This window comes from Flexivirga sp. YIM B11880, assembly GCF_058148645.1.
Genome location: NZ_JBMAMH010000006.1, coordinates 146126 through 165032, shown reverse-complemented (window position 1 = coordinate 165032; position 18907 = coordinate 146126). Strand labels below are relative to the sequence as shown.

Below are 18907 nucleotides of genomic sequence, written 5' to 3'. Positions count from 1 at the left end.
GCATGTAAGCCATGCAACGACGACTGATGCTGCTGGATTCGGCGAGTCTGTACTTCCGAGCGTTCTACGGCGTGCCGGACCGGCGGGCGTCACCGGACGCGATGCCGAACAACGCGATTCGCGGCTTCCTGGACATGATCGCCACGCTGGTCACCGATCATGCGCCGACCGAGCTGGTCGCCTGCTGGGACAACGACTGGCGTCCGGCGTTCCGGGTCGACGCGATCCCGTCATACAAGACGCACCGGATGGTGGACGGCAGCGACGGCATCGAGGAGTCGCCGGAGAACCTCACGCCGCAGGTGCCGGTGATCGTCGACGTGCTGGCGGCGATCGGGCTGGCGCGGTTGGGTGCCGACGGCTACGAGGCGGACGACGTGATCGGCACGCTCGCGGTGGGTGCGCACGGGCAGGCGCAGGTGGACGTGGTCACCGGGGACCGGGATCTGTTCCAGTTGGTCGACGACGCGCAGAGCGTGCGGATCCTCTACACCGCCAAGGGCGGTGTCCGGGAGCCGGATGTGGTGGACGAGGCGTACCTCGAGCGGAAGTACGGTGTGTCCTCCGGGGCGGCATACGCCGACATGGCGGTGTTGCGCGGTGACACCAGCGACGGCCTGCCGGGCGTCGCCGGCATCGGCGAGAAGACCGCTGCCACCCTCATCGGCCGGTATGGCGACCTGGCCGGCCTGCGTGCCGCCATCGACTCCGGCGACCCGGCGCTCAAGGGCGCGCAACGCAGCCGGCTGGAGGCGGCGAGCGATTACCTCGACGCGGCTCCCCGAGTCGTGGAGGTGGTCAAGGACATCCCGTTGCCCACGGGTTTCCGCGCAGCACTCCCCCAGGAGATCGCCGATCCGGCCACACTGCGGCGGCTGACCGAGGAGCACGACCTGAACTCCCCCGTCGCGCGCGTCCTCAAGGCGCTCGGGCTGCTCTGAGCCGTCAGCGACCCCGGTGCGTTCGAGGATCGTTCGGCGGGAAGGTGCCGTCGTCGTCTCCACCGTCGTCCAGGTGGTAGAGCAACTCATTGAGCCGCACCTGGACGTTCTCGACGCGCGGCACGTCGTGCAGGCGGACGCCGGCCTGCTCGCTGGCGTCACTGATGATCAGCGTGCCGCAGCCGAACATCCGGTCCAGCAGCGACTTCTCGTAGGACACGTCGTTGATGCGGTAGAGCGGGATGTCCCGGCCGGACTTGTTGATGATGCCGCGCCGGGTGATCAGCCGCCGGTTGGTGATGACGTAGATCGTGGTGAGCCAGCGAAGCACCGGCACCAGCACGAAGACACACAGCACGATCACGGCAAGGATCCACAGGGCGAGGGTGAGCCAGCCCGACCAGCCCTTGTTGCTGAACCAGATCGATCCCGCCAGTGCGAGGACGATCGTGACGACGCCGATCACCAGGGGGAAGAAGATCTCCTTGATGTGCGTGCGCAGCTCCAGGTCGATCTGTTCGCCACGCGCGAGGTGCTTTGCCGAGAACGCCATGCGGGCATCCTGCCATGTCGGGGGTGAGCTTTCAGTCCAACCTGTCGGCGGCGACGACGCCACGCATCACCTTGTCGATCGCCGTGCGTGCGGTGCGGCGGACTCCGTCGTGCGGGCCGGCGTCGGCGATCTGGTCGAGCAGGTCCACCACCTGCTTGCAGCGCCGGACGAAGTCGCCCGCTGACAGTTCGCTGTCGCGCAGCACGGTCTCCAGCCGGCCGCCGCTCGCCCAGCGATGCATGACCCACGCCATACCGGCATCGAGGTCCGACATCGGGGTCAGGCCGAGCCGGCGCTGGGAGTCCTGCAAGCCGCGCGTGATGTCGTCCATTCGGGCGAGGGCATCGCGTGTCTGGTCGCCCGGGATCTTCGGTGCCTCTCCCCCGCCGTCCCGCCGCGCCTCGTAGACCAGTGCCGAGACGACGGCCGCGAGGGACGGTGGGTCGAGGCGGCGCCATACGTCGTGCTCGAGGCATTCGGCGGCGAGCAGGTCCTTCTCGGTGTAGATGCGCTGGAGGACCCGGCCGCGGTCGGTGACCGCGGTCCCGTCGCCGTCGAGGTAGCCCAGCTCGGCGAGCAGGTCGCAGATCCGGTCGAAGGTGCGCGCCACCGAGTGGGTGCGGCGGTCCACCTGGCGTTGCAGTCCGTCGGTTTCCCGGCGCAGCTTCCACCACCGCTCGGCCCACCGCGCGTGCTGCTCCCGGTAAGGGCAGTCGTGACACGGGTGGTCCCGCAAGGCCTGCTTCAGCCGGTCGATCTCGGCACTGGAGCCCTCGATGTCGGCTACCTCCTGCGCACGGAGTTCGCGGGGGCTGGGCGGCGGTTCGTCGCGGAGCTTGTTGCGCATGGTGGAGGCGAGGTCGCGCCGCGAGCGCGGGGACCTGCTCTGGAACATCCGCGGGATCGTGATGTGGCCGACCGGCGCCGCCGCATCTGGTATGTCGGTCTCGGTCACCCGGCGCAACTGCCCGTCGGCGTTGATCACCGTGACGCTGTCGCCGTCCCCGCGTTTGCCGCGCGACCCCGGGAGGACAACCGCGTATCCGGACCGTCGGCCCTCCGGCACCCGGATGATGTCACCCGGTTGCAGCTCGTGCAGCGAGACCGCTGCAGCCGCGCGCCGGCTCGCCGAGCGCCGCTTCGCTGCGGACTTCTCGAGATCGGCGAGTTCCCTTCGCAACGCCGCGTATTCGGCGAAATCGCCGAGGTGGCAGCGCATCGCTTCGGCATACCCCTCGAGCGCCTCCTCGTTGCGGTGTATGGCGCGGGCGGTGCCCACCACCGACCGGTCCGCCTGGAACTGGGCGAACGACTGCTCCAGCACTTGCCCGGCGCGCCACCGGCCGACCCGTTCGACCAGGTTGACGGCCATGTTGGAGGTCGGCACGAAAGACGACCGCAGCGGGTAGGTGCGGGTCGACGCGAGTCCGGCGAGCTCGTGCGGGTCGACCCCCGGCCCCCAGAGCACGACCGCATGTCCCTCGTAGTCGATGCCGCGTCGCCCGGCGCGGCCGGTCAGCTGGGTGTATTCGGCGGGCGTGATGTCGGCGTGCGTCTCGCCGTTGTACTTGACCAGCCGCTCCAGCACGACCGTCCGGGCGGGCATGTTGATGCCGAGGGCGAGGGTTTCGGTGGCGAAGACGGCCTTGATCGTGCCGTCGGTGAACAGCTCTTCGACGATCTCGCGGAAGGTCGGCAGCATCCCGGCGTGGTGGGCGGCGAAGCCGCGGCTGAGTCCTTCGACGAAGTCGTAGTAACCGAGGACGGCCAGATCCTCCTCCGGCAGCGCCGCGACCCGCTCCTCGACCAGGCGGCGCACCCGGTCGCCTTCCTTGTCGGGGATGAGGTTGGTGCCCCAGGCCAGCAGTTGGGCGACCGCGCCCTCACAGCCGGCCCGGCTGAAGATGAACGTGATGGCGGGCAGCAGCCCGTCCCGGTCCAGCGCTTCGATGACCTGCGGCCGGCTCGGTCCGCGCGCCGGCCGTCCCCCACGCACCGGCCCGCTGTCGCGCCCGCCGCGGATGCGGCCGCGACGACCGCGGGGCGCGCCGGCGTCCTCCCGGCGCCCGTGCCGCTGGTCGCGTCGCTCCTGGCTGAGTTGCTCGATCCGTCGTAGCAGGTGCGGGTTGACGCGCAGGTGGTCCTTGCCGTCGTCGACGAAGAGGTCCATCAGCGACGGCCCGACCATCATCTGTTGCCACAGCGGCACCGGCCGGTGCTCCTCGACGATCACCTTGGTGTTCCCGCGGACCTCGCGCAGCCAGTCGCCGAACTCCTCGGCATTGCTGACCGTCGCGGACAGCGAGATCAGCTGCACCGACGGGGCGAGCATGACGATGACTTCCTCCCACACGGCGCCGCGGAACCGGTCGGCGAGGTAGTGCACCTCGTCCATCACCACGAAGCCGAGCTTGTCCAGCGTCGTGGACGCCGCGTAGATCATGTTGCGCAGCACTTCGGTCGTCATCACCACGATCGGCGCTTCGCCGTTGATCGACGAATCCCCTGTCAGCAGGCCGACATTCGCGGATCCGTGGCGAGCCGACAGGTCGGCATACTTCTGGTTGGAGAGCGCCTTGATCGGGGTGGTGTAGAAGGTTTTGCGGCCGGTGTGCAGGGCGAGGTATGCCGCGAACTCGCCGACGATGGTCTTGCCCGCGCCGGTCGGCGCCGCCACCAGCACGCCGCGACCGGACTGCACCGCCTCGATGCCGCGGCGCTGGAAGTCGTCGAACGGAAAGTCGTAGCCCTCCGCGAAGCGATCGATGTGTGTGGAGTCGAACCCGCCTCGTCGGGTGCTGGAACGGTCCTCGGGCTCGACGGAATCCGGCATGCCCGCAGGCTAGTTCACAACTGGGACTTTTCGTCGTCCGGCACGTCGAGCCACTCCGACCTGGCCTTCTCCTCCTTGCCGGCCCGGCGCCGGTCGAGGAAGAGCGACACCCCGCAGGCCGCGAAGTAGAGCAGGACCATCGGGACCATGAGCGCCAGCATGGACCAGGCATCGGGCGAGGGACTCATGATCGCGGAGAACACCGCGATGACCATGACAGCCACCCGCCAGCCCTTGAGCATGATGCGTCCCGGAAAGACCCGGATCTGGTTGAGCCCGACCAGGAAGACCGGCAGCAGGAATGCGAGGCCGAACGCGACGATGAACTTCGTCACGAAGCTGACGTACTTCTGCGCGTCGGTGAGGTTGTAGATCGGCGTGTGGTCCGGGCCGTTGACCTGCGGGGTGCTGCCCATGAGGAAGTCGACCGCGTTGGTGATCGCGAAATGCGAGACGTAGCAGCCGAGAACGAAGAGCGGCACGGCCGCGGCCATGAAGGCGACCCCGACGCGCTTCTCTTTCTTGGTGAGGCCTGGGGCCAGAAACGCCCAGATCTCCCACAGCCAGATCGGGCTGGCCAGAATGACTCCGCTCCACAGGGAGATCTTCAGTTTGATGGTGAACGGTTCGGAGACGCCGCCGTTCCCGAAGTTGAGGCCAACCACGGCAAGGTGGTGCCGCGCCTGCACGGTCCGGAGCGGCGACTCCACCCAGCCGTAGATGGTGTTGTAGTAGATCCAGGCAACAATTGCGCCGATCAGGATGGCGACGGCGGCAATGAGGGCGCGCCGGCGAAACTCGCGGAAGTGTTCGCCGAGGGACATCCGGGCTTCCGGATTGTCCTTCCGCCGCAAAAGGGCCATGTGTCGTGTGTCGTCCTGCGCCGAAGGTCCCGAGCGGGACGGTGATCAGTTGCCGTTGCCGGGGGTGTTGCCCTGCTGCGGGTAACCCGCCGGTGCCTGCTGCTGACCCTGCTGGTAGCCCGGGTTGGGTTGCTGATAACCCTGCGGCGGCTGGGCGTAACCCTGTTGCGGGTAGGGCTGCTGCTGGCCCTGCTGCGGCGGGTACGGGGTGGCCCCGGGCACGGGTGCCTCACCCGGAGCGGCACCGGTCGGCGGCTGGGTCTGACCGGGAACGGTCTGGCCGGAGGCCGAGCTCTTGTGGTCGTCATCCGCCAGTTCGCTCTTCAGGATGCGGGCAGACCGTCCCAGACTGCGTGCCGCATCGGGCAGCTTCTTCCAGCCGAAGAGGATCACCACAATGAGCACGAGGATGAGGAGGTGCCACGGCTCTAGGGCTCCACGAAACATAACCAGCTCCTGTTGATTGGCTGCGGGAAAGGACCGTGTCCCGCACCGTCACTACCACTCTACGTGATGTGCCCAGTCCGGGCGGTGTGCCTTCCGGCGTGCGGCGCGCTCCGCGCGTCGGTGCGCCTTGAGATCGGCCCGGTGCTGCCGCAACTCGGCCGGATCGCGGAACACCGCGAGGTCGTCGACGGTGTGGAGCTGCTGCTCCAACTCGTCGACCCGCGCCTCCACTTCGGCGAGTAGTTGCTGGGCGAGCGCGAGCTCGGTGCCGAGCAGCTTCAACGGTTTCCACAACCGCCAGAGCCGCCAGCCGACATACACCGCGCCGAACACCGCGAGGGCCAGCCACAGCAACACCCACTCCCACCAGTGCACGCGCTAGTCCTCGTATGCCGCGAGCGCGTCGCGGGCACCGTCCGCGACCTCGGCGCGCAGTGACGTCGGCTCCAGCACGCGGGCGGAGCCGCCGAGGCGCCATACCAACTGCCGCAGCCAGCGCAGGTCGGCGGTGCGGAACGACACGGTGAGCACGCCGTCCGCGCCACGCTGGACCTCGCCGGTCGGGTAGTAGTCGATCACCCAGGACGCGTCGGGCTGCAGCTCGAGCACTGCGGTCAGGTCGTCCGGGCCCGGGGTGAAGAGCCCCGAGTCGAGGTCGCGGGGCCGCGCCTCCGTGGGTGGTGTGCCGTCCTCGTCGAGCAATCGCACGGCGGCGACGCGGTCGAGGCGGAACAGCCGGACGTCCTGGGCGCGGTGACACCAGCCTTCGAGATACCAGTTGCCGTCGAGCGAGACGACCCGCATCGGGTCGACATCGCGCTCGGTGGTCTCGTCGCGGGACGGCACGACGTAGGACAGGTGCAGTCGCTGGTGGGCCGCGACCGCCGCACGCACGGTCGTGAGGGTGCTGGACGGAACCTCGGCCTCCAGAGCGATGCGCACCCGGTCAGTGGCCGCGCCGAGATCACCGGTCGCTTCGACCAGCTTGGCGAGTGCCCGGTCGACGGCGTCGCGTTCGTCCAGCCCGGGCACGGCAGCGAGCGTGCGCAGTCCGACGATCAGGGCAGTCGCCTCGTCGAGGCCGAGCCGCAGCGGCCGCGCGATCGTGTCGGCATTGCGCAGGAAGACCCGGCCCTCCTCCCACTCGGCCTCGATCAGGTCGTCGGGCATGTGCCCGGGCGTCCCGCACACGAACAGCAGCGCCAGGTCGGCCTCCACCTGCTCGGTCGAGACGCCGAGCTCCTGGGCGGCCTCCGCGATGTCGATGCCCTGGCGGTTGACCAGCCACGGCACCATCGTGAGCAGGCGGCTCAGCCGGGCGGTCGCGCTCTCGGGGGTGGTGGCCATCAGGCGGCTCCGTTGCGGTCGAGGGCACCGCGCAGCCGGCGGACGACGGCGTCGACCAGGTGGGGTGGCGAGACCACCCGAACGGCCGGGCCGAAGCCGGCGATCTCGTCGGCCAGTGCGGACGTGTCGGTGAAGTCGAGGGAGAGGCGCGTGCCGTGCGCGTCGGGTGCGCTCTCCCGGGCGCGGCGTCGCAGCGTGTTGCCGGCGCCGTCCTGGACGATCACGACCGCAGTGCTGGGCGGCGTCTCCGGGCCGTCGATCATCGCGATCGGGTCGTGGTCGGCGGGCACGTCATAGGCGCCCTGCTTGCCGATCCGTTTGACCGCACCGGCGATGCGGCCCAAGCGGAACACTCGCGGCGCTTCGCGGTCGAGGTCGAAACCGGTGACGTACCAGCGGCCGTGCCAGTTGGCGACGTTCCACGGTTGGATCCGCCGTTGTGCCGCTTCGCCGCCGCCGGCCTTGCGATAGCCGAAGCTGATCGCCTGACGGCGCAGCACGGCGTCCTTGACGCTGTTGAACGCGGGCTCGGTGGTGTGGATGCGTGGCTCCAGGCCCACCACCGAGTTGGCGTCGCGCTCGATCTCCGCGGCCTCCAGCTTCCGCATGGCGGTCGCGGCGGCGCCCGCCAGGCTCGCCTGCTGCCAGGTGCGACTGGCCAGCCCGAGCACGGCGAACTCGTCCGGCTCGAACGACAGCTCCGGCAAGGCGTATTCGCGCCGGTCGATCCGATAGCCGGTCTCGTCGTCGAAGAACGCGTCGATCGCTTCCATCCGCAGCGGTATGCCGAGCTCGCGCAGCTCGTCCTTGTCACGCTCGAACATCCGGTCGAACGCCTCGTCGGAAGCGGCCTCGCCATACTGCGGGACGGCGTCGCGGATCCGGGCCTTGGACAACGGTTGACGGGTGTAGAGCAGGCAGATCACCAGGTTGAGCAGCCGCTCGGTCTTCGCGGCGGGTGACGGGGAAGCCATGGGCACGACGCTATCTCATGTGCGGACGGATGTACGACGGTCAGCCTTCCGCGCCGGGTTTCGCCGGCGGGACCGACGGATGCGGGTCCTCCGGGGTCAGCGACGGCTCGTCCTCGCTGGAGAGGCTCAGCACGGCGCCTGCGACCGCGGGACTGGCGGAGATCGTCGCTTCCAAGGCACGCAGGCGTTCAGCGACGACATGCTCGGCCCGGTCGCCGGTCAGGTCGACGTCGCCGACCAGGTAGACCTTCCGAGGGCCGACGAACTCCAGCCGCAGATAGGTCACCCGAGCGACCTCCGGCTGCGCGAGCAACGCACGGAGGGCCGCCGCACGAACCGCGGGCGAGACCTCCTCCCCCACGAGGAAGCCGACGTTGCGGCGGATCAGCACCACCGCCACCACGGCGAGGACACAGCCGACCAGGATCGAGCCGATCGAGTCCGGCGTCGGCGAGCCGGTGGCCTGGTGCAGGCTGAGCCCGACCGCGGCGATGACCAGACCGGTGAGGGCCGCGGCGTCCTCGGCGAAGACCGCCCGCAGGGTCGGATCGGAAGTGGCCAGGACGTGCTCCAGCAGCTCACGTTCGTAATGGTCGGCCTCCGCGCTCGCCTGGCGGACGGACTGCAGGAACGACACACCCTCCAGCAGGAACGACACCGCCAGCACGACATAGCCGACCACGAAGTCACCGGCGGCCTCCGGGTGGATCAGCTCCTGTATGCCGTGCCAGATCGACACCGCTGCGCCGGCGACGAACAGGCCCAGAGCGGCGAACAGCGACCACACATAAGCCTCGCGACCGTAGCCCAGCGGGTGCTGTCGGTCCGCGGGGTGCCGGGAGCGCCTGTCCGCGATCCAGAGGAACACCTCGTTGCCCGCATCGGCCCACGAGTGCGCAGCTTCGGCCACCAGCGACGCGGACGCGGTGAGGACCGCTGCGAACGATTTCGCAATGGCCACCAGCAGATTCGCGCCCAACGCCACCAGTACCGTGACGGTGCTCTCGCCTCCGCCCTCGCCGGACTTGATGCCGACGTCGAACGGATCCGGTTCGTGACGAGACTCCATGGCCGTCACGCTATCTGGTCACCCCAGACCGAATGCCCGCCCAGCGCCCGGCTTGTTGGTGGAGACGAGGTCGACGACGAAGATGAGCGTCTCGTTCGGGCCGATCGCGCCACCGGCACCACGCTCGCCATACGCCAGCTCCGGCGGGATGACCAGGTTGCGCCGCCCGCCGACCTTCATGCCGACGATGCCCTGGTCCCACCCGGGGATGACCTGCCCGACACCGACCCGGAAGTCCAGTGGCGCGCCGCGGTTCCAGGACGCGTCGAACTCCTCGCCGGTGGACCAGGCGACGCCGACGTAGTGCGCCTGGATCTGGTCGCCCGGCTGAGCCTCCGCGCCGTCACCGACAGTGACGTCTTCGATCACCAGCTCGGTGGGCGGCTCCGCGCCCGGGAAGTCGATCTCCGGCTTGGTGGTGTTGGGGTCGAACGGCATGATGTCCTCGCTTGTCCGGATGTGGGTGACGGGTCAGCTGACGGCGACGATGTCGACGACGAACACGATCGTGTCGGTGCCCTTGATCGAGCCGTCGGAGCTGCCCTTGCTGCCGTAGCCCTCGGCCGGCGGGATGACGATCTCGACCCGGTCACCGACCTTCTTGCCGACCAGCGCCTTGTCCCAGCCGGGGATGACCTGGCCCTTGCCGATGACGAAGCTGGCCGGCACGCCGTAGCGACCGGCGTTGCCCGTCGAGTCGAAGACCTTGCCGGCCTTGCCCTTGGTCCAGATCACGCCGGTGTAGAGCGCGGTGAGGGTCTGGCCCTTCTTGACCGTGGCGCCGTTGCCGTTGATGAGGTTCGCGACCTCGAGCTTCTTGGGCGGGGTGGTGTTCGGCATGGTGATCGTGGCCGGCTTCAGAATGCCGTTCCATTTCACCGTCGGCATGCCCTTCTTCGGCGGGACGGTGGTGCCGTGCGCCATGTTGGGACTGGAGCCGTTGATCTTCAGGTAGAGGACGATCGTGTCCTTGCGGGTGACGCCCAGCTGGCTGTTCCCGGACGACCCGAAGGCGTCCTGCGGCGGGATGGCGATCGTCTCGACGGTGCCGACCTTCTTGCCCGACACGGCCTTGACCAGCCCCGGCAGCTGGGTCGGGTCCTTGAGGTACATCGGCCCGGTGCTGTTGGCGAACGTGTCGGCCAGCGTCTTGCCGGTCCGCCCATCGATCGCGACGTAGCTGACCGAGGCGAGTTCGTCGGACTTCACGGCGGCGCCGGTGCCCTGCTTCTTGACCTCGATCGTGGTCTTGTTGACCTGGAACGGCTTCGAGCCGAGCTTGATGCTGGGGCTCTGGCCGGACGGCGTGGTCACCGTGATGTCGCTCATCGGTGACACGTCCTTGGCCGCGACGCTGTATGGCGGCAGTGAGGTCGAGCTCGACGGGCTGGCCGCGGAGGACTTCGACGACGACGCGGTGGACGACTTGCCACTGCTGTTGGAGCTGCTGCTGCCGCACCCGGCCAGGAAGAGCACGGGAAGGGTGCCTGCCGCGAGCAGGCGGAGCGGGATTCGGCGCACGTCGAAGAACCTCTTGAAAACTGGACGATGGTGAGCGGGCGCCACGATAACGAAGCCCGCTGTGGACCTTATGTCACCGGGGTGGAGTTCACATACCGGCGATGAGCCGTTCCACCCGCTGGTCGCTGGCGCTGAACGGGTCCTTGACCAGCACCGTCCGTTGCGCCTGGTCGTTGAGCTTCAGGTGCACCCAGTCGACGGTGAAGTCGCGCCGGGCGGCCTGCGCGGCGCGGATGAAGTCACCGCGCAGCTTGGCTCGGGTCGTCTGCGGCGGATAGGTCTTCGCCTCGAAGATCTCCACGTCGGAGCAGACGCGCGCCGTCTTGCCGCGGCGCTGCAGCAGGTAGAACAGCCCCCGCTCGCGGTTGATGTCGTGATAGGTGAGGTCCAGTTGCAGCATCCGCGGATCGTCAAGTGCCAGGCCGTGTTTGGCCGAGTACTGGTCGAGCAGTTTGTGCTTGATCACCCAATCGATCTCGGTGTCGATCATGGCGAGATTGCCGGTCTCGATGGCGGTGAGCGTGCGCTCCCACAGATCCATGATCCGCTTGGTGAGGTCGTCGGTGATGGCGTGCTGATCGACATACGTGCGCGCCCGCTCGAAGTATTCGGCCTGCATCTGCAGCGCCGACAGCTCGCGTCCGTTCGCCAGCCGCACGGGCGCCTGACCGGTGATGTCGTGGCTGATCTCCCGGATGGCGCGGATCGGGTTCTCCAGGCTCAGGTCGCGCATCGACACGCCGTCCTCGATCATCCGCAGCACGAGGTGTGCGGAGCCGAGCTTGAGCATCGTCGTGGTCTCGCTCATGTTGCTGTCGCCGACGATGACGTGCAGCCGGCGGAAGCGCTCGGCATCGGCGTGCGGCTCATCGCGGGTGTTGATGATCGGCCGCGACCGGGTGGTGGCGCTGCTGACGCCCTCCCAGATGTGGTCGGCGCGTTGGCTGACACAGAACGTCGGCTTGTGACCGAGCACGGCGATCTTGCCGGCACCGCAGGTGATCTGCCGGCTCACCAGGAACGGGATGAGGATGTCCGAGACCTGCTGGAACTCCCCCGCGCGACCGATCAGGTAGTTCTCGTGGCAGCCGTAGGAGTTGCCGGCCGAGTCGGTGTTGTTCTTGAAGACGAAGATCTTGCCGTCGACGCCTTCCTCCACCAGCCGGGCCTGGGCCTCCTCGACCAGACCTTCGATGATGCGCTCGCCGGCCTTGTCGTGGACGACGGCCTCGCGGACGTCGTCGCATTCGGGTGTCGCGTATTCGGGGTGGCTGCCGACGTCGAGGTAGAGCCGGGAGCCGTTGCCGAGGAACACATTCGAGGACCGGCCCCAGGAGACCACCTTGCGGAAGAGATAGCGCGCGACCTCGTCCGGCGTGAGTCGACGCTGCCCGTCGAAGGTGCCGGTGACGCCGTATTCGTTCTCGATGCCGAAGATCCGCCGTTCCATGGATTCATTCTGCCCTGGCAGGGACGTCCGCAAACCGCCGCCATGCCGGCAGGGCTGCCGCCACGGTCTGACGCGTCTGCCGTCAGCAGCATTCGGTTGCGGCCGGCGCCGGCCGCGTGATCGGGTTGCGCCATGCGACTTCTGGTCTTGGGTGGGACGGCGTGGCTCGGCGGCGAGATCGTGCAGGCGGCCCTCGCCCGCGGTCATGAGGTGGTCTGTATGGCGAGAGGCGGCCGTCCCGCACCAGACGGCGCAACGCTGGTGGCGGCCGATCGTGATCATCCGGACGCGTATTCGGCGTTGACCGGCGAGTTCGACGCGGCGATCGACGTGACGATGATCCCGGCGCACGCGCGCGGCGCGGTGACGGCGCTGCGCGATCGAGTGGGCCACTGGTCGCTGGTGTCCACCTGCTCGGTCTACGCCCAGGACGATGTGCCCGGCCAGGACGAGTCGGCTCCGTTGCTGCGCGCCTGGGACGGACCGTTCGAGGTCGAGAAGTACGGCGAGTGCAAGGTCGCGTGCGAAGAGGCGGTGCTGGCGGCATACGGCGATGCCGCGCTCATTGCCCGGCCCGGCCTGATCACCGGTCCCGGCGACCGCAGCGACCGAACCGGCTACTGGCCACTGCGTTTTGCGCATCCGGTGACCGACGACGGGTCGGTGCTGGTGCCCGACGCACCACAGGCGTCGGTGCAGCTCATCGACGCCCGCGACCTTGCGGCGTGGCTGGTCGAATCGGCCGAGCGGCGCACTGGCGGCGTCTTCAACACGACGACCGAGCACGTGACGTTCGCGGACTACCTGGCGGCTGCTCGTGAGGTCGCGGGACACGTCGGTGAGCTGGTGGCGGTCGATCAGGACTGGATCGCGGCGCATGGCATCGAACCGTGGGCCGGCGAGCGCAGCTTCCCGTTGTGGTTGCCGCAGCCGGAGTATGCCGGTTTCGCGACCCGCTCCCCCGCCGCGGCACGCGCCGCCGGATTACGCGCCCGGCCGCTCGCCGACTCCATCCGCGACACGCTGGGCTGGGAGCTGCAGGCCGGGCCCGGCCGTGCCCGCAAGGCCGGCCTCTCGGCGGACGACGAACGCGCCCTCCTCGCCGAATTCGGTGCCGGCAGCTGAGACATCTCGACGCGCTCGCGTGGCCGGACTCCCCCTTGCCGAGAGGCTCAGAAAACTCCGAAAGGCTCACCAATGCAGGGGTCTCCAGCCGCTGTTTGCTGAGCCTCTCGGCGTTAGGTGAGCCTCTCGGCAAAGGTCGAGGTGCTCCGGGCAGTCAGGCCAGCGACTCCACCCAGGCGCGGTGCAGGGCGGCGTATCTGCCGTGGCCGGAGCCGATCAGCGCCTCCGGGCTGCCGTCCTCCAGGACCTCGCCGTGCTCCAGCACCAGCACCCGATCGGCGACCTCCACCGTGGAGAGCCGGTGCGCGATGATCAGCGCGGTCCGGTCGGCCAGCACCGTCTCGAGCGCGCGTTGGACCAGCCGCTCGCTCGGGATGTCCAACGACGAGGTCGCCTCGTCCAGGATCAGCACCGCCGGGTCGGCGAGGAACGCCCGGGCGAACGCCACGAGCTGGCGTTGCCCGGCCGACAGACGCCCGCCGCGCTTGGCGACATCGGTGTCGTAGCCCTCGGGCAGCTTGTCGATGAACTGATCGGCACCGACCGCCTCGGCCGCTGCCCGGATCTCCTCATCGGTGGCGCTGGGTTTGCCGAAGCGGATGTTGTCGGCGACGGTGCCTTCGAACATGAAGTTCTCCTGGGTCACCATCACCACGTGCCGGCGCAGCTGCGGTTGATCGATCTCGCGTACGTCGGTGCCGTCCAGTCGCACGGCACCCGACGACGGGTCGTAGAAGCGGGCCATCAACTTGGCGATGGTCGTCTTGCCGGCGCCGGTGGTGCCGACGAGCGCCACCGTCTGTCCGGCCGGTATGTCGAGCGTGAGCCCGGGCAGCACCGGCCGACCCTCGACGTATTCGAACCGCACCTCGTCGAACTCCACTGCACCCCGGACCTTTTCGAGCTGCTTGGGCCGCTCGGGATCCTTGATGCCCGGTGGTGTCGCAAGCACACCGGCGACCTTCTCCAGCGCCGAGGACGCCGACTGGAAGGTGTTGAAGAACTGCGTGATGTCCTGCATCGGCTCGAAGAACATCCGCAGATAGAGCAGGAACGCCGTCAGCACGCCGACTGTCATGTGCCCGTGCAGCACGCGGTAGCCGCCATACAGCAGCACGATGCTGGTCATGACGTTGCCGACCAGCTTGACCGACGGCATGAAGATCGCCACCAGCCGGAAGGTCTTCTCGTTGATCGCGCGATAGCGCTCGGCGACCTCCTCGAAGATCTCCTGGTTGCGCGGCTCCCGGCGGTAGGCCTGCACCGCCTTGATGCCGGTCATCGTCTCCACGAACTGCACGATCACCAGCGCCGCACTCTCGCGGACCTCGCGGTAGGTCCTGCTGGACTCGCCCCGGAACCAGGCGGACAACCCGACCAGGACCGGGAAGCTCACCAGGCAGATGAGGCCGAGTTCGACATCGAGCGTGATCAGCAGGATCGCGGTGCCGATCAGCGTGAGGACCGCGGTGACCAGGCTGTCGAAGCCGTTCTCGAGCATGTCCTGGATCGCCTCGACGTCGTTGGTCGACCGGCTGACCACCCGCCCCGACGTGTATTTGTCGTGGAACGACACGTCGAGCCGCTGGAAGTGCCGGAAGACCCGCCGCCGTAGCTCCAGCAGCGCGAGCTGGCCGATCGTGCCCGACTGGCGCAGGAACAACACGCGGCTGATCGCCTGCACCGCGACGATGGCGCACAGCACCCCGATGACGACGAGGAGCACGTGCGCGTCGCCGGTGCGGGAGATGGGCGGCACGCCGTGGTCGATGCCCACCTGAACCATCCGCGGCACCGAGAGCCGGGCGAGGTTCTCGATCACCACCAGCACGATGAGGACAGCCACCATCTTCTTGTATGGCGCCAGCAGCGACCCGAGAAGTTGCCGCGCCTCCCGGCGCATCGGCTGCGACTCGTCGATCGGCAGGTCGGCGGCGTTGTCGGACGCCATCCGGCCGCGCCAGGTCTCCTCCTGCTTCGTCGACCGGTCGGTGCGGGTCGTGGTGTCGGTGCTCATCGGTGCCCCCGTGATGCCGAGTCGAGCGCGTCGGCGTCGCCTCGAGCGGCTCGGGCCGAGCCGTCGTTGACCTCCCGATCGTCCTCGGCGCAACGCTTTTCGTCGTCGGTGCACCACGTCGGGTCATGTTCGGCGCCGTCGTCCAGCTCGTCGTCCGCGGCCAGCAGGTAGCGATAGGCGGGCACGCTCGCCAGCAGCTGCGAGTGGGTGCCGACGTGGGTGATGGTGCCGTGCTGCAGCAGTGCGACCCGATCGGCGAGCAACACGGTGGACGCGCGGTGTGCGACGACCAGGCCGGTCACCGAGTGCAGCACCCGGCGCAGTGCCTCTTCGACGAGCGCCTCGGTGTGCACGTCGAGCGCGGAGAGCGTGTCGTCCAGGACGAGCACCTTGGGCCGGGTGAGCACCGCGCGAGCCAGCGACAGACGCTGCCGTTGGCCACCGGACAGGCTCATGCCCTGCTCGCCGATGCGCGTCTCCAGGCCGAACGGCAGGTCGTGGACGAAGTGTGCCTGCGCCACGTCGATCGCCTCGGCGATCTCCGCCTCCGTGGCGTGCGGCCGCCCGAGAGTGAGGTTCTCGCGGACGGACAGAGAGAAGAGGGTCGGGTCCTCGAACGCCGTCGCGACGGTGCTGCGCAGCGCCGGCAGGGACAGCTCCCGGATGTCGGTGCCGTCGATCTCGATGCTTCCCTCGGAGACGTCATACAGCCGCGGGATCAGGCCGGTGAGCACCGACTTGCCGGAGCCCGTCGCGCCGACGAGAGCGATGGTCTCCCCCGGCTGCAGCTCCAGGTCGACGTGCCGCAACGCCCACTGATCGTCGCTCGCGTCGGGGAACCGGAAGCCGACGTCCCGCAGCCGCAACGCGCCGCGCGGGGAGAGCTCGTGACGCGGGCCGTCGGTGATGTCCGGTGCCGTGTCGAAGATCTCGGCGACGCGGTCGGCGGCTGTCATGGCCTCCTGCATCATCGACAGGAGGAAACCGAGCGCGGCGATCGGCCAGACGAGCGAGAGCATCATGGTGATGAACGCGACCAGCGTGCCCAGCGTGATGCGGCCCGAGCCGGCGGCGGCCGCGCCGAGGCCGAGCACGACGATCAGCGTCAGGTTGGGGATGACCTCCAGCAGGGTCCAGAAGCCGGCCTGGACCCGGACCTTGCGCACCTGGATGTGGAAGAGGTCGGTCACCTGCTCGTCGAACCGGTCGTAGACGTGGTCCTCGCGGCCGAACGACTTGATCACCCGCAGCCCGAGCGCCGACTCCTCGACGCTCGTCGCCACTACCCCGGTCTGGTCCTGCGCCATCCGTGACAGCTTGGTGAACTTGCGCTGGTTGTGCAGGACGGTCGCGGCGATCGGCACGATGGATGCGACGACCACCACTCCGAGCGGCCAGTAGAGCATCAGCAGGATCACCGTCACGCCGATGATCTGCAGCGTGTTGAGGATCAGCATGACGATGCCGAAACTCAGCAACCGGCGAATCATGCTCAGGTCGTTCATGATTCGAGAGAGCAACTGCCCGGACTGCCACTTGCTGTGGAACGACATCGGCAGGACCTGCAGGTGGGCGTACATCTCCTTGCGGATGTCCCGCTCGATGCCCATCGTCGCGCGGGCGACGAGCCAGCGCCGCCCGAACCACAGGATCGCCTCGGCCATCCCGATCGCCAGCGCGATCGTCCCGAGCACCCACAGGCCGTGCTGGTCGCGGTGGCTCACCGGCCCGTCGATGACGGCCTTCGTCATGAGCGGTATGACGATGGTCGCGCCCAGGCTGCTGAGTCCGAAGACCATCATCGTGATCCAGCGCGCCCGGTAGGGCCGGACATAGGGCGCGAGCCGCAACAGGCTGGTCGCGCGGTTGTGCCGGGCCGGTGCCGCGGCGATCGACGGTGCGGAGAGGAGGCCCACCGATGCAGGATGGGCGCTGTCGGAGCTGTCGGACGGAGGTGTTGCCGGCGAGGGCTGGTCGGTCATCGGGTGGGGAAGCCTCCTTGGCGGCGAGTGGCGAGGCAGAACACAGCCACAGCTTCCGGCTTCAACCGCACTTGAGGTCAAGACGATGGAGTCCCCCACAGGTCCCGATCACAGCGAAGCAGCGCAGTAGCTGGGATGCCTATCCATCATGTCAGAGCGCACCGACAACGGCACGTCCATTGACCGGCCGCGCCGGACGCTACTCGCCGGCGGGCGCGTCGTCCTCGTCGGAGTGCGGCACGTCCGAGGTCGGGTCGTCCGGGCTAAGCAGCGCCTCGAGCAAGGAGTTGCCGATCCGGCGGAACTTGCGACGTTCCCGGGCACGGTCCAGCACCGCGACCTCGAGCTGGGCGGCGGTGAGGGTGCGCGACTCGCCGCCGTTCGGGTCCTCCCCGAGCAGCTCGACGGCAAGGCGGAGCACCGCGCCGAGATCCATGCCCGCGGTCCACCGCTCCTGCAGCCGCGAGCTGATGTGCTCTGCGGCTCCGCCCATCGCGACGAAACCCTGCTCGTCGCCGACCGACCCGTCGTAGGTCAGCCGGTAGACCTGGTCGTCGGCCGGGTCGTCGTCCACCTGCGCGACGACGATCTCGACCTCGTAGGGCTTGGACTCCTGGGTGAAGACGGTGCCGAGAGTCTGCGCGTAGGCGTTGGCCAGACCTCGTGCCGTGACGTCGGAGCGGTCGTAGGAGTAGCCGCGCAGATCGGCGTAGCGGATGCCCGCGACCCGAAGGTTCTCGAACTCGTTGTACTTGCCCACCGCGGCGAACGCGATGCGGTCGTAGATCTCCGACACCTTGTGCAACGCCCGGCTCGGGTTCTCCGCGACGAAGGCGATGCCCCCGTCATACGCGAGCACGACGACCGAGCGACCACGCGCAATACCCTTGCGCGCGTAGTCGGCCCGGTCCTTCATCAGCTGCTCGGGCGAGACGTAGAACGGCATGCTCATGGGCGTGTTCCTCCGATCTCGCGGCGCGACTCGAGGACGTGCCCGACCACTTCGGCGAGTTCGTCGTCGGAGACGAAACGGGTGCCATCGGCGTCCACGACCGCCACCGTCGGCCAGATCCGCCGGCCCAGGTCCGGGCCACCGGTCGCCGAGTCGTCGTCCGCGGCGTCATACAGCGCCTCGATCGTCACGCGCACCGCATCCTCCTGCGAGAGGCCGCGGCGCCACAGCTTCTTCAGCGCACCGCGCGCGAAGAGCGACCCGGACCCGACCGAGTGGAAGTCGTGCTCCTCGTAGCAGCCTCCGGTCACGTCGTAGGAGAAGATCCGGCCGGTCTCCCGGTCGAGGTCGAAGCCGGCGAAGAGCGGCACCACGGACAGGCCCTGCATCGCCATGCCGAGGTTGCCGCGGATCATCGTCGCGAGCCGGTTTGCCTTGCCCACCAAGGAAAGCCGGGTGCCCTCGATCTTCTCGTAGTGCTCCAGCTCGACCTGGAAGAGCCGGACCATCTCGATGGCGGTGCCGGCCGTGCCGGCGATGCCGACCGCGGAGAACTCGTCGGCGGCGAAGACCTTGAGCATCTCGTTGTTGGCGATCAGGTTGCCCATCGTGGCGCGCCGGTCACCCGCGAGGAGCACGCCCTCGGCGTATGCGACCGCCACGATCGTGGTGCCGTGCGGGACGTCGACCGCAGACACCGGCAGGGTGCGCGACCCCGGCACCAGCTCGGGCGCGTGGCCGGCGAGGAACTCGGTGAACGAGGAGGAACCAGTTTGGAGATATGACGCAGGCAGCTTGTTTGACTCAGCGGTCATCAATGGCCTCTCGGTGCA

Annotated in this window: 17 protein-coding genes; 2 read left to right on the top strand and 15 right to left on the bottom strand. The window is 68.6% G+C overall.

Annotation, left to right across the window (positions count from 1 at the left end):
• The first annotated feature begins 11 nt into the window (after positions 1-11).
• Positions 12-941: a 5'-3' exonuclease gene (locus tag ACN8HC_RS11395; protein WP_490074951.1), complete on the top strand. Its 930-nt coding sequence runs from the start codon at positions 12-14 to the stop codon at positions 939-941.
• A 4-nt stretch (positions 942-945) separates the two neighbouring features.
• On the opposite strand, the gene ACN8HC_RS11390 is transcribed toward ACN8HC_RS11395, so the two are convergent.
• From ACN8HC_RS11390 to pafA, 11 genes are all read right to left on the bottom strand, one after another.
• A complete protein-coding gene (locus ACN8HC_RS11390; RefSeq protein WP_490074950.1) occupies positions 946-1494 on the bottom strand; it encodes a PH domain-containing protein in 549 nt (182 codons plus the stop codon).
• A gap of 31 nt (positions 1495-1525) precedes the next feature.
• A complete protein-coding gene (locus ACN8HC_RS11385) occupies positions 1526-4327 on the bottom strand; it encodes a DEAD/DEAH box helicase (RefSeq protein ID WP_490074949.1) in 2802 nt (933 codons plus the stop codon).
• A gap of 14 nt (positions 4328-4341) precedes the next feature.
• Positions 4342-5190, bottom strand: coding sequence for a twin-arginine translocase subunit TatC (gene tatC, locus ACN8HC_RS11380; protein WP_490074948.1), 849 nt, complete (start codon positions 5188-5190; stop codon positions 4342-4344).
• A 45-nt stretch (positions 5191-5235) separates the two neighbouring features.
• The gene (tatA, locus tag ACN8HC_RS11375) at positions 5236-5637 is read right to left on the bottom strand and encodes a Sec-independent protein translocase subunit TatA (protein WP_490074947.1); all 402 of its coding nucleotides are present in this window, start codon (positions 5635-5637) and stop codon (positions 5236-5238) included.
• A gap of 51 nt (positions 5638-5688) precedes the next feature.
• Positions 5689-6012 (bottom strand): hypothetical protein, encoded by a 324-nt coding sequence (locus tag ACN8HC_RS11370; RefSeq protein WP_490074946.1) that lies wholly within the window; start codon positions 6010-6012, stop codon positions 5689-5691.
• A gap of 3 nt (positions 6013-6015) precedes the next feature.
• Positions 6016-6984, bottom strand: coding sequence for a helix-turn-helix transcriptional regulator (locus ACN8HC_RS11365; RefSeq protein ID WP_490074945.1), 969 nt, complete (start codon positions 6982-6984; stop codon positions 6016-6018).
• Positions 6984-7958 (bottom strand): helix-turn-helix transcriptional regulator, encoded by a 975-nt coding sequence (locus tag ACN8HC_RS11360; RefSeq protein ID WP_490074944.1) that lies wholly within the window; start codon positions 7956-7958, stop codon positions 6984-6986. The genes ACN8HC_RS11365 and ACN8HC_RS11360 overlap by 1 nt, the downstream gene beginning before the upstream one ends.
• Positions 7959-7998: 40 nt before the next feature.
• Complete coding sequence (locus tag ACN8HC_RS11355; protein ID WP_490074943.1) at positions 7999-9027, bottom strand: cation diffusion facilitator family transporter; 1029 nt, start codon at positions 9025-9027, stop codon at positions 7999-8001.
• 18 nt (positions 9028-9045) lie between these two features.
• Positions 9046-9465: an FKBP-type peptidyl-prolyl cis-trans isomerase gene (locus tag ACN8HC_RS11350; RefSeq protein ID WP_490074942.1), complete on the bottom strand. Its 420-nt coding sequence runs from the start codon at positions 9463-9465 to the stop codon at positions 9046-9048.
• Between the two features lie 33 nt (positions 9466-9498).
• Entirely contained in the window at positions 9499-10548 is a 1050-nt protein-coding gene (locus tag ACN8HC_RS11345; RefSeq protein WP_490074941.1) for an FKBP-type peptidyl-prolyl cis-trans isomerase, read from the bottom strand.
• 88 nt (positions 10549-10636) lie between these two features.
• Complete coding sequence (pafA, locus tag ACN8HC_RS11340; protein WP_490074940.1) at positions 10637-11998, bottom strand: Pup--protein ligase; 1362 nt, start codon at positions 11996-11998, stop codon at positions 10637-10639.
• A 132-nt stretch (positions 11999-12130) separates the two neighbouring features.
• Between pafA and ACN8HC_RS11335 the strand changes: the two genes are divergently transcribed.
• Positions 12131-13123: an NAD-dependent epimerase/dehydratase family protein gene (locus ACN8HC_RS11335; RefSeq protein ID WP_490074939.1), complete on the top strand. Its 993-nt coding sequence runs from the start codon at positions 12131-12133 to the stop codon at positions 13121-13123.
• 154 nt (positions 13124-13277) lie between these two features.
• Here the strand turns inward: ACN8HC_RS11335 and ACN8HC_RS11330 are convergent, their stop codons facing one another.
• The 4 genes from ACN8HC_RS11330 to prcB all read right to left on the bottom strand — a co-directional run bounded on the left by ACN8HC_RS11330 (position 13278) and on the right by prcB (position 18889).
• The gene (locus ACN8HC_RS11330; protein WP_490074991.1) at positions 13278-15074 is read right to left on the bottom strand and encodes an ABC transporter ATP-binding protein; all 1797 of its coding nucleotides are present in this window, start codon (positions 15072-15074) and stop codon (positions 13278-13280) included.
• 62 nt (positions 15075-15136) lie between these two features.
• Positions 15137-17122 (bottom strand): ABC transporter ATP-binding protein, encoded by a 1986-nt coding sequence (locus ACN8HC_RS11325; RefSeq protein ID WP_490074938.1) that lies wholly within the window; start codon positions 17120-17122, stop codon positions 15137-15139.
• Positions 17123-17321: 199 nt separating this feature from the next.
• Entirely contained in the window at positions 17322-18074 is a 753-nt protein-coding gene (prcA, locus tag ACN8HC_RS11320; protein WP_490074937.1) for a proteasome subunit alpha, read from the bottom strand.
• Positions 18071-18889: a proteasome subunit beta gene (gene prcB / locus ACN8HC_RS11315; RefSeq protein WP_490074936.1), complete on the bottom strand. Its 819-nt coding sequence runs from the start codon at positions 18887-18889 to the stop codon at positions 18071-18073. The genes prcA and prcB overlap by 4 nt, the downstream gene beginning before the upstream one ends.
• Positions 18890-18907: the final 18 nt, after the last annotated feature.

What these genes read in the sequence shown, in the direction of transcription:
- ACN8HC_RS11385 (WP_490074949.1), bottom strand. Translation starts at nt 4,327, where the DNA reads ATGCCGGATTCCGTCGAGCCCGAGGACCGTTCCAGCACCCGACGAGGC.
- ACN8HC_RS11360 (WP_490074944.1), bottom strand. Translation starts at nt 7,958, where the DNA reads ATGGCTTCCCCGTCACCCGCCGCGAAGACCGAGCGGCTGCTCAACCTG.
- prcA (WP_490074937.1), bottom strand. Translation starts at nt 18,074, where the DNA reads ATGAGCATGCCGTTCTACGTCTCGCCCGAGCAGCTGATGAAGGACCGG.
- ACN8HC_RS11330 (WP_490074991.1), bottom strand. Translation starts at nt 15,074, where the DNA reads ATGGCGTCCGACAACGCCGCCGACCTGCCGATCGACGAGTCGCAGCCG.
- ACN8HC_RS11335 (WP_490074939.1), top strand. Translation starts at nt 12,131, where the DNA reads ATGCGACTTCTGGTCTTGGGTGGGACGGCGTGGCTCGGCGGCGAGATC.
- ACN8HC_RS11365 (WP_490074945.1), bottom strand. Translation starts at nt 6,984, where the DNA reads ATGGCCACCACCCCCGAGAGCGCGACCGCCCGGCTGAGCCGCCTGCTC.
- ACN8HC_RS11390 (WP_490074950.1), bottom strand. Translation starts at nt 1,494, where the DNA reads ATGGCGTTCTCGGCAAAGCACCTCGCGCGTGGCGAACAGATCGACCTG.
- ACN8HC_RS11395 (WP_490074951.1), top strand. Translation starts at nt 12, where the DNA reads ATGCAACGACGACTGATGCTGCTGGATTCGGCGAGTCTGTACTTCCGA.
- ACN8HC_RS11350 (WP_490074942.1), bottom strand. Translation starts at nt 9,465, where the DNA reads ATGCCGTTCGACCCCAACACCACCAAGCCGGAGATCGACTTCCCGGGC.
- prcB (WP_490074936.1), bottom strand. Translation starts at nt 18,889, where the DNA reads ATGACCGCTGAGTCAAACAAGCTGCCTGCGTCATATCTCCAAACTGGT.
- tatC (WP_490074948.1), bottom strand. Translation starts at nt 5,190, where the DNA reads ATGGCCCTTTTGCGGCGGAAGGACAATCCGGAAGCCCGGATGTCCCTC.
- ACN8HC_RS11325 (WP_490074938.1), bottom strand. Translation starts at nt 17,122, where the DNA reads ATGACCGACCAGCCCTCGCCGGCAACACCTCCGTCCGACAGCTCCGAC.
- tatA (WP_490074947.1), bottom strand. Translation starts at nt 5,637, where the DNA reads ATGTTTCGTGGAGCCCTAGAGCCGTGGCACCTCCTCATCCTCGTGCTC.
- ACN8HC_RS11355 (WP_490074943.1), bottom strand. Translation starts at nt 9,027, where the DNA reads ATGGAGTCTCGTCACGAACCGGATCCGTTCGACGTCGGCATCAAGTCC.
- pafA (WP_490074940.1), bottom strand. Translation starts at nt 11,998, where the DNA reads ATGGAACGGCGGATCTTCGGCATCGAGAACGAATACGGCGTCACCGGC.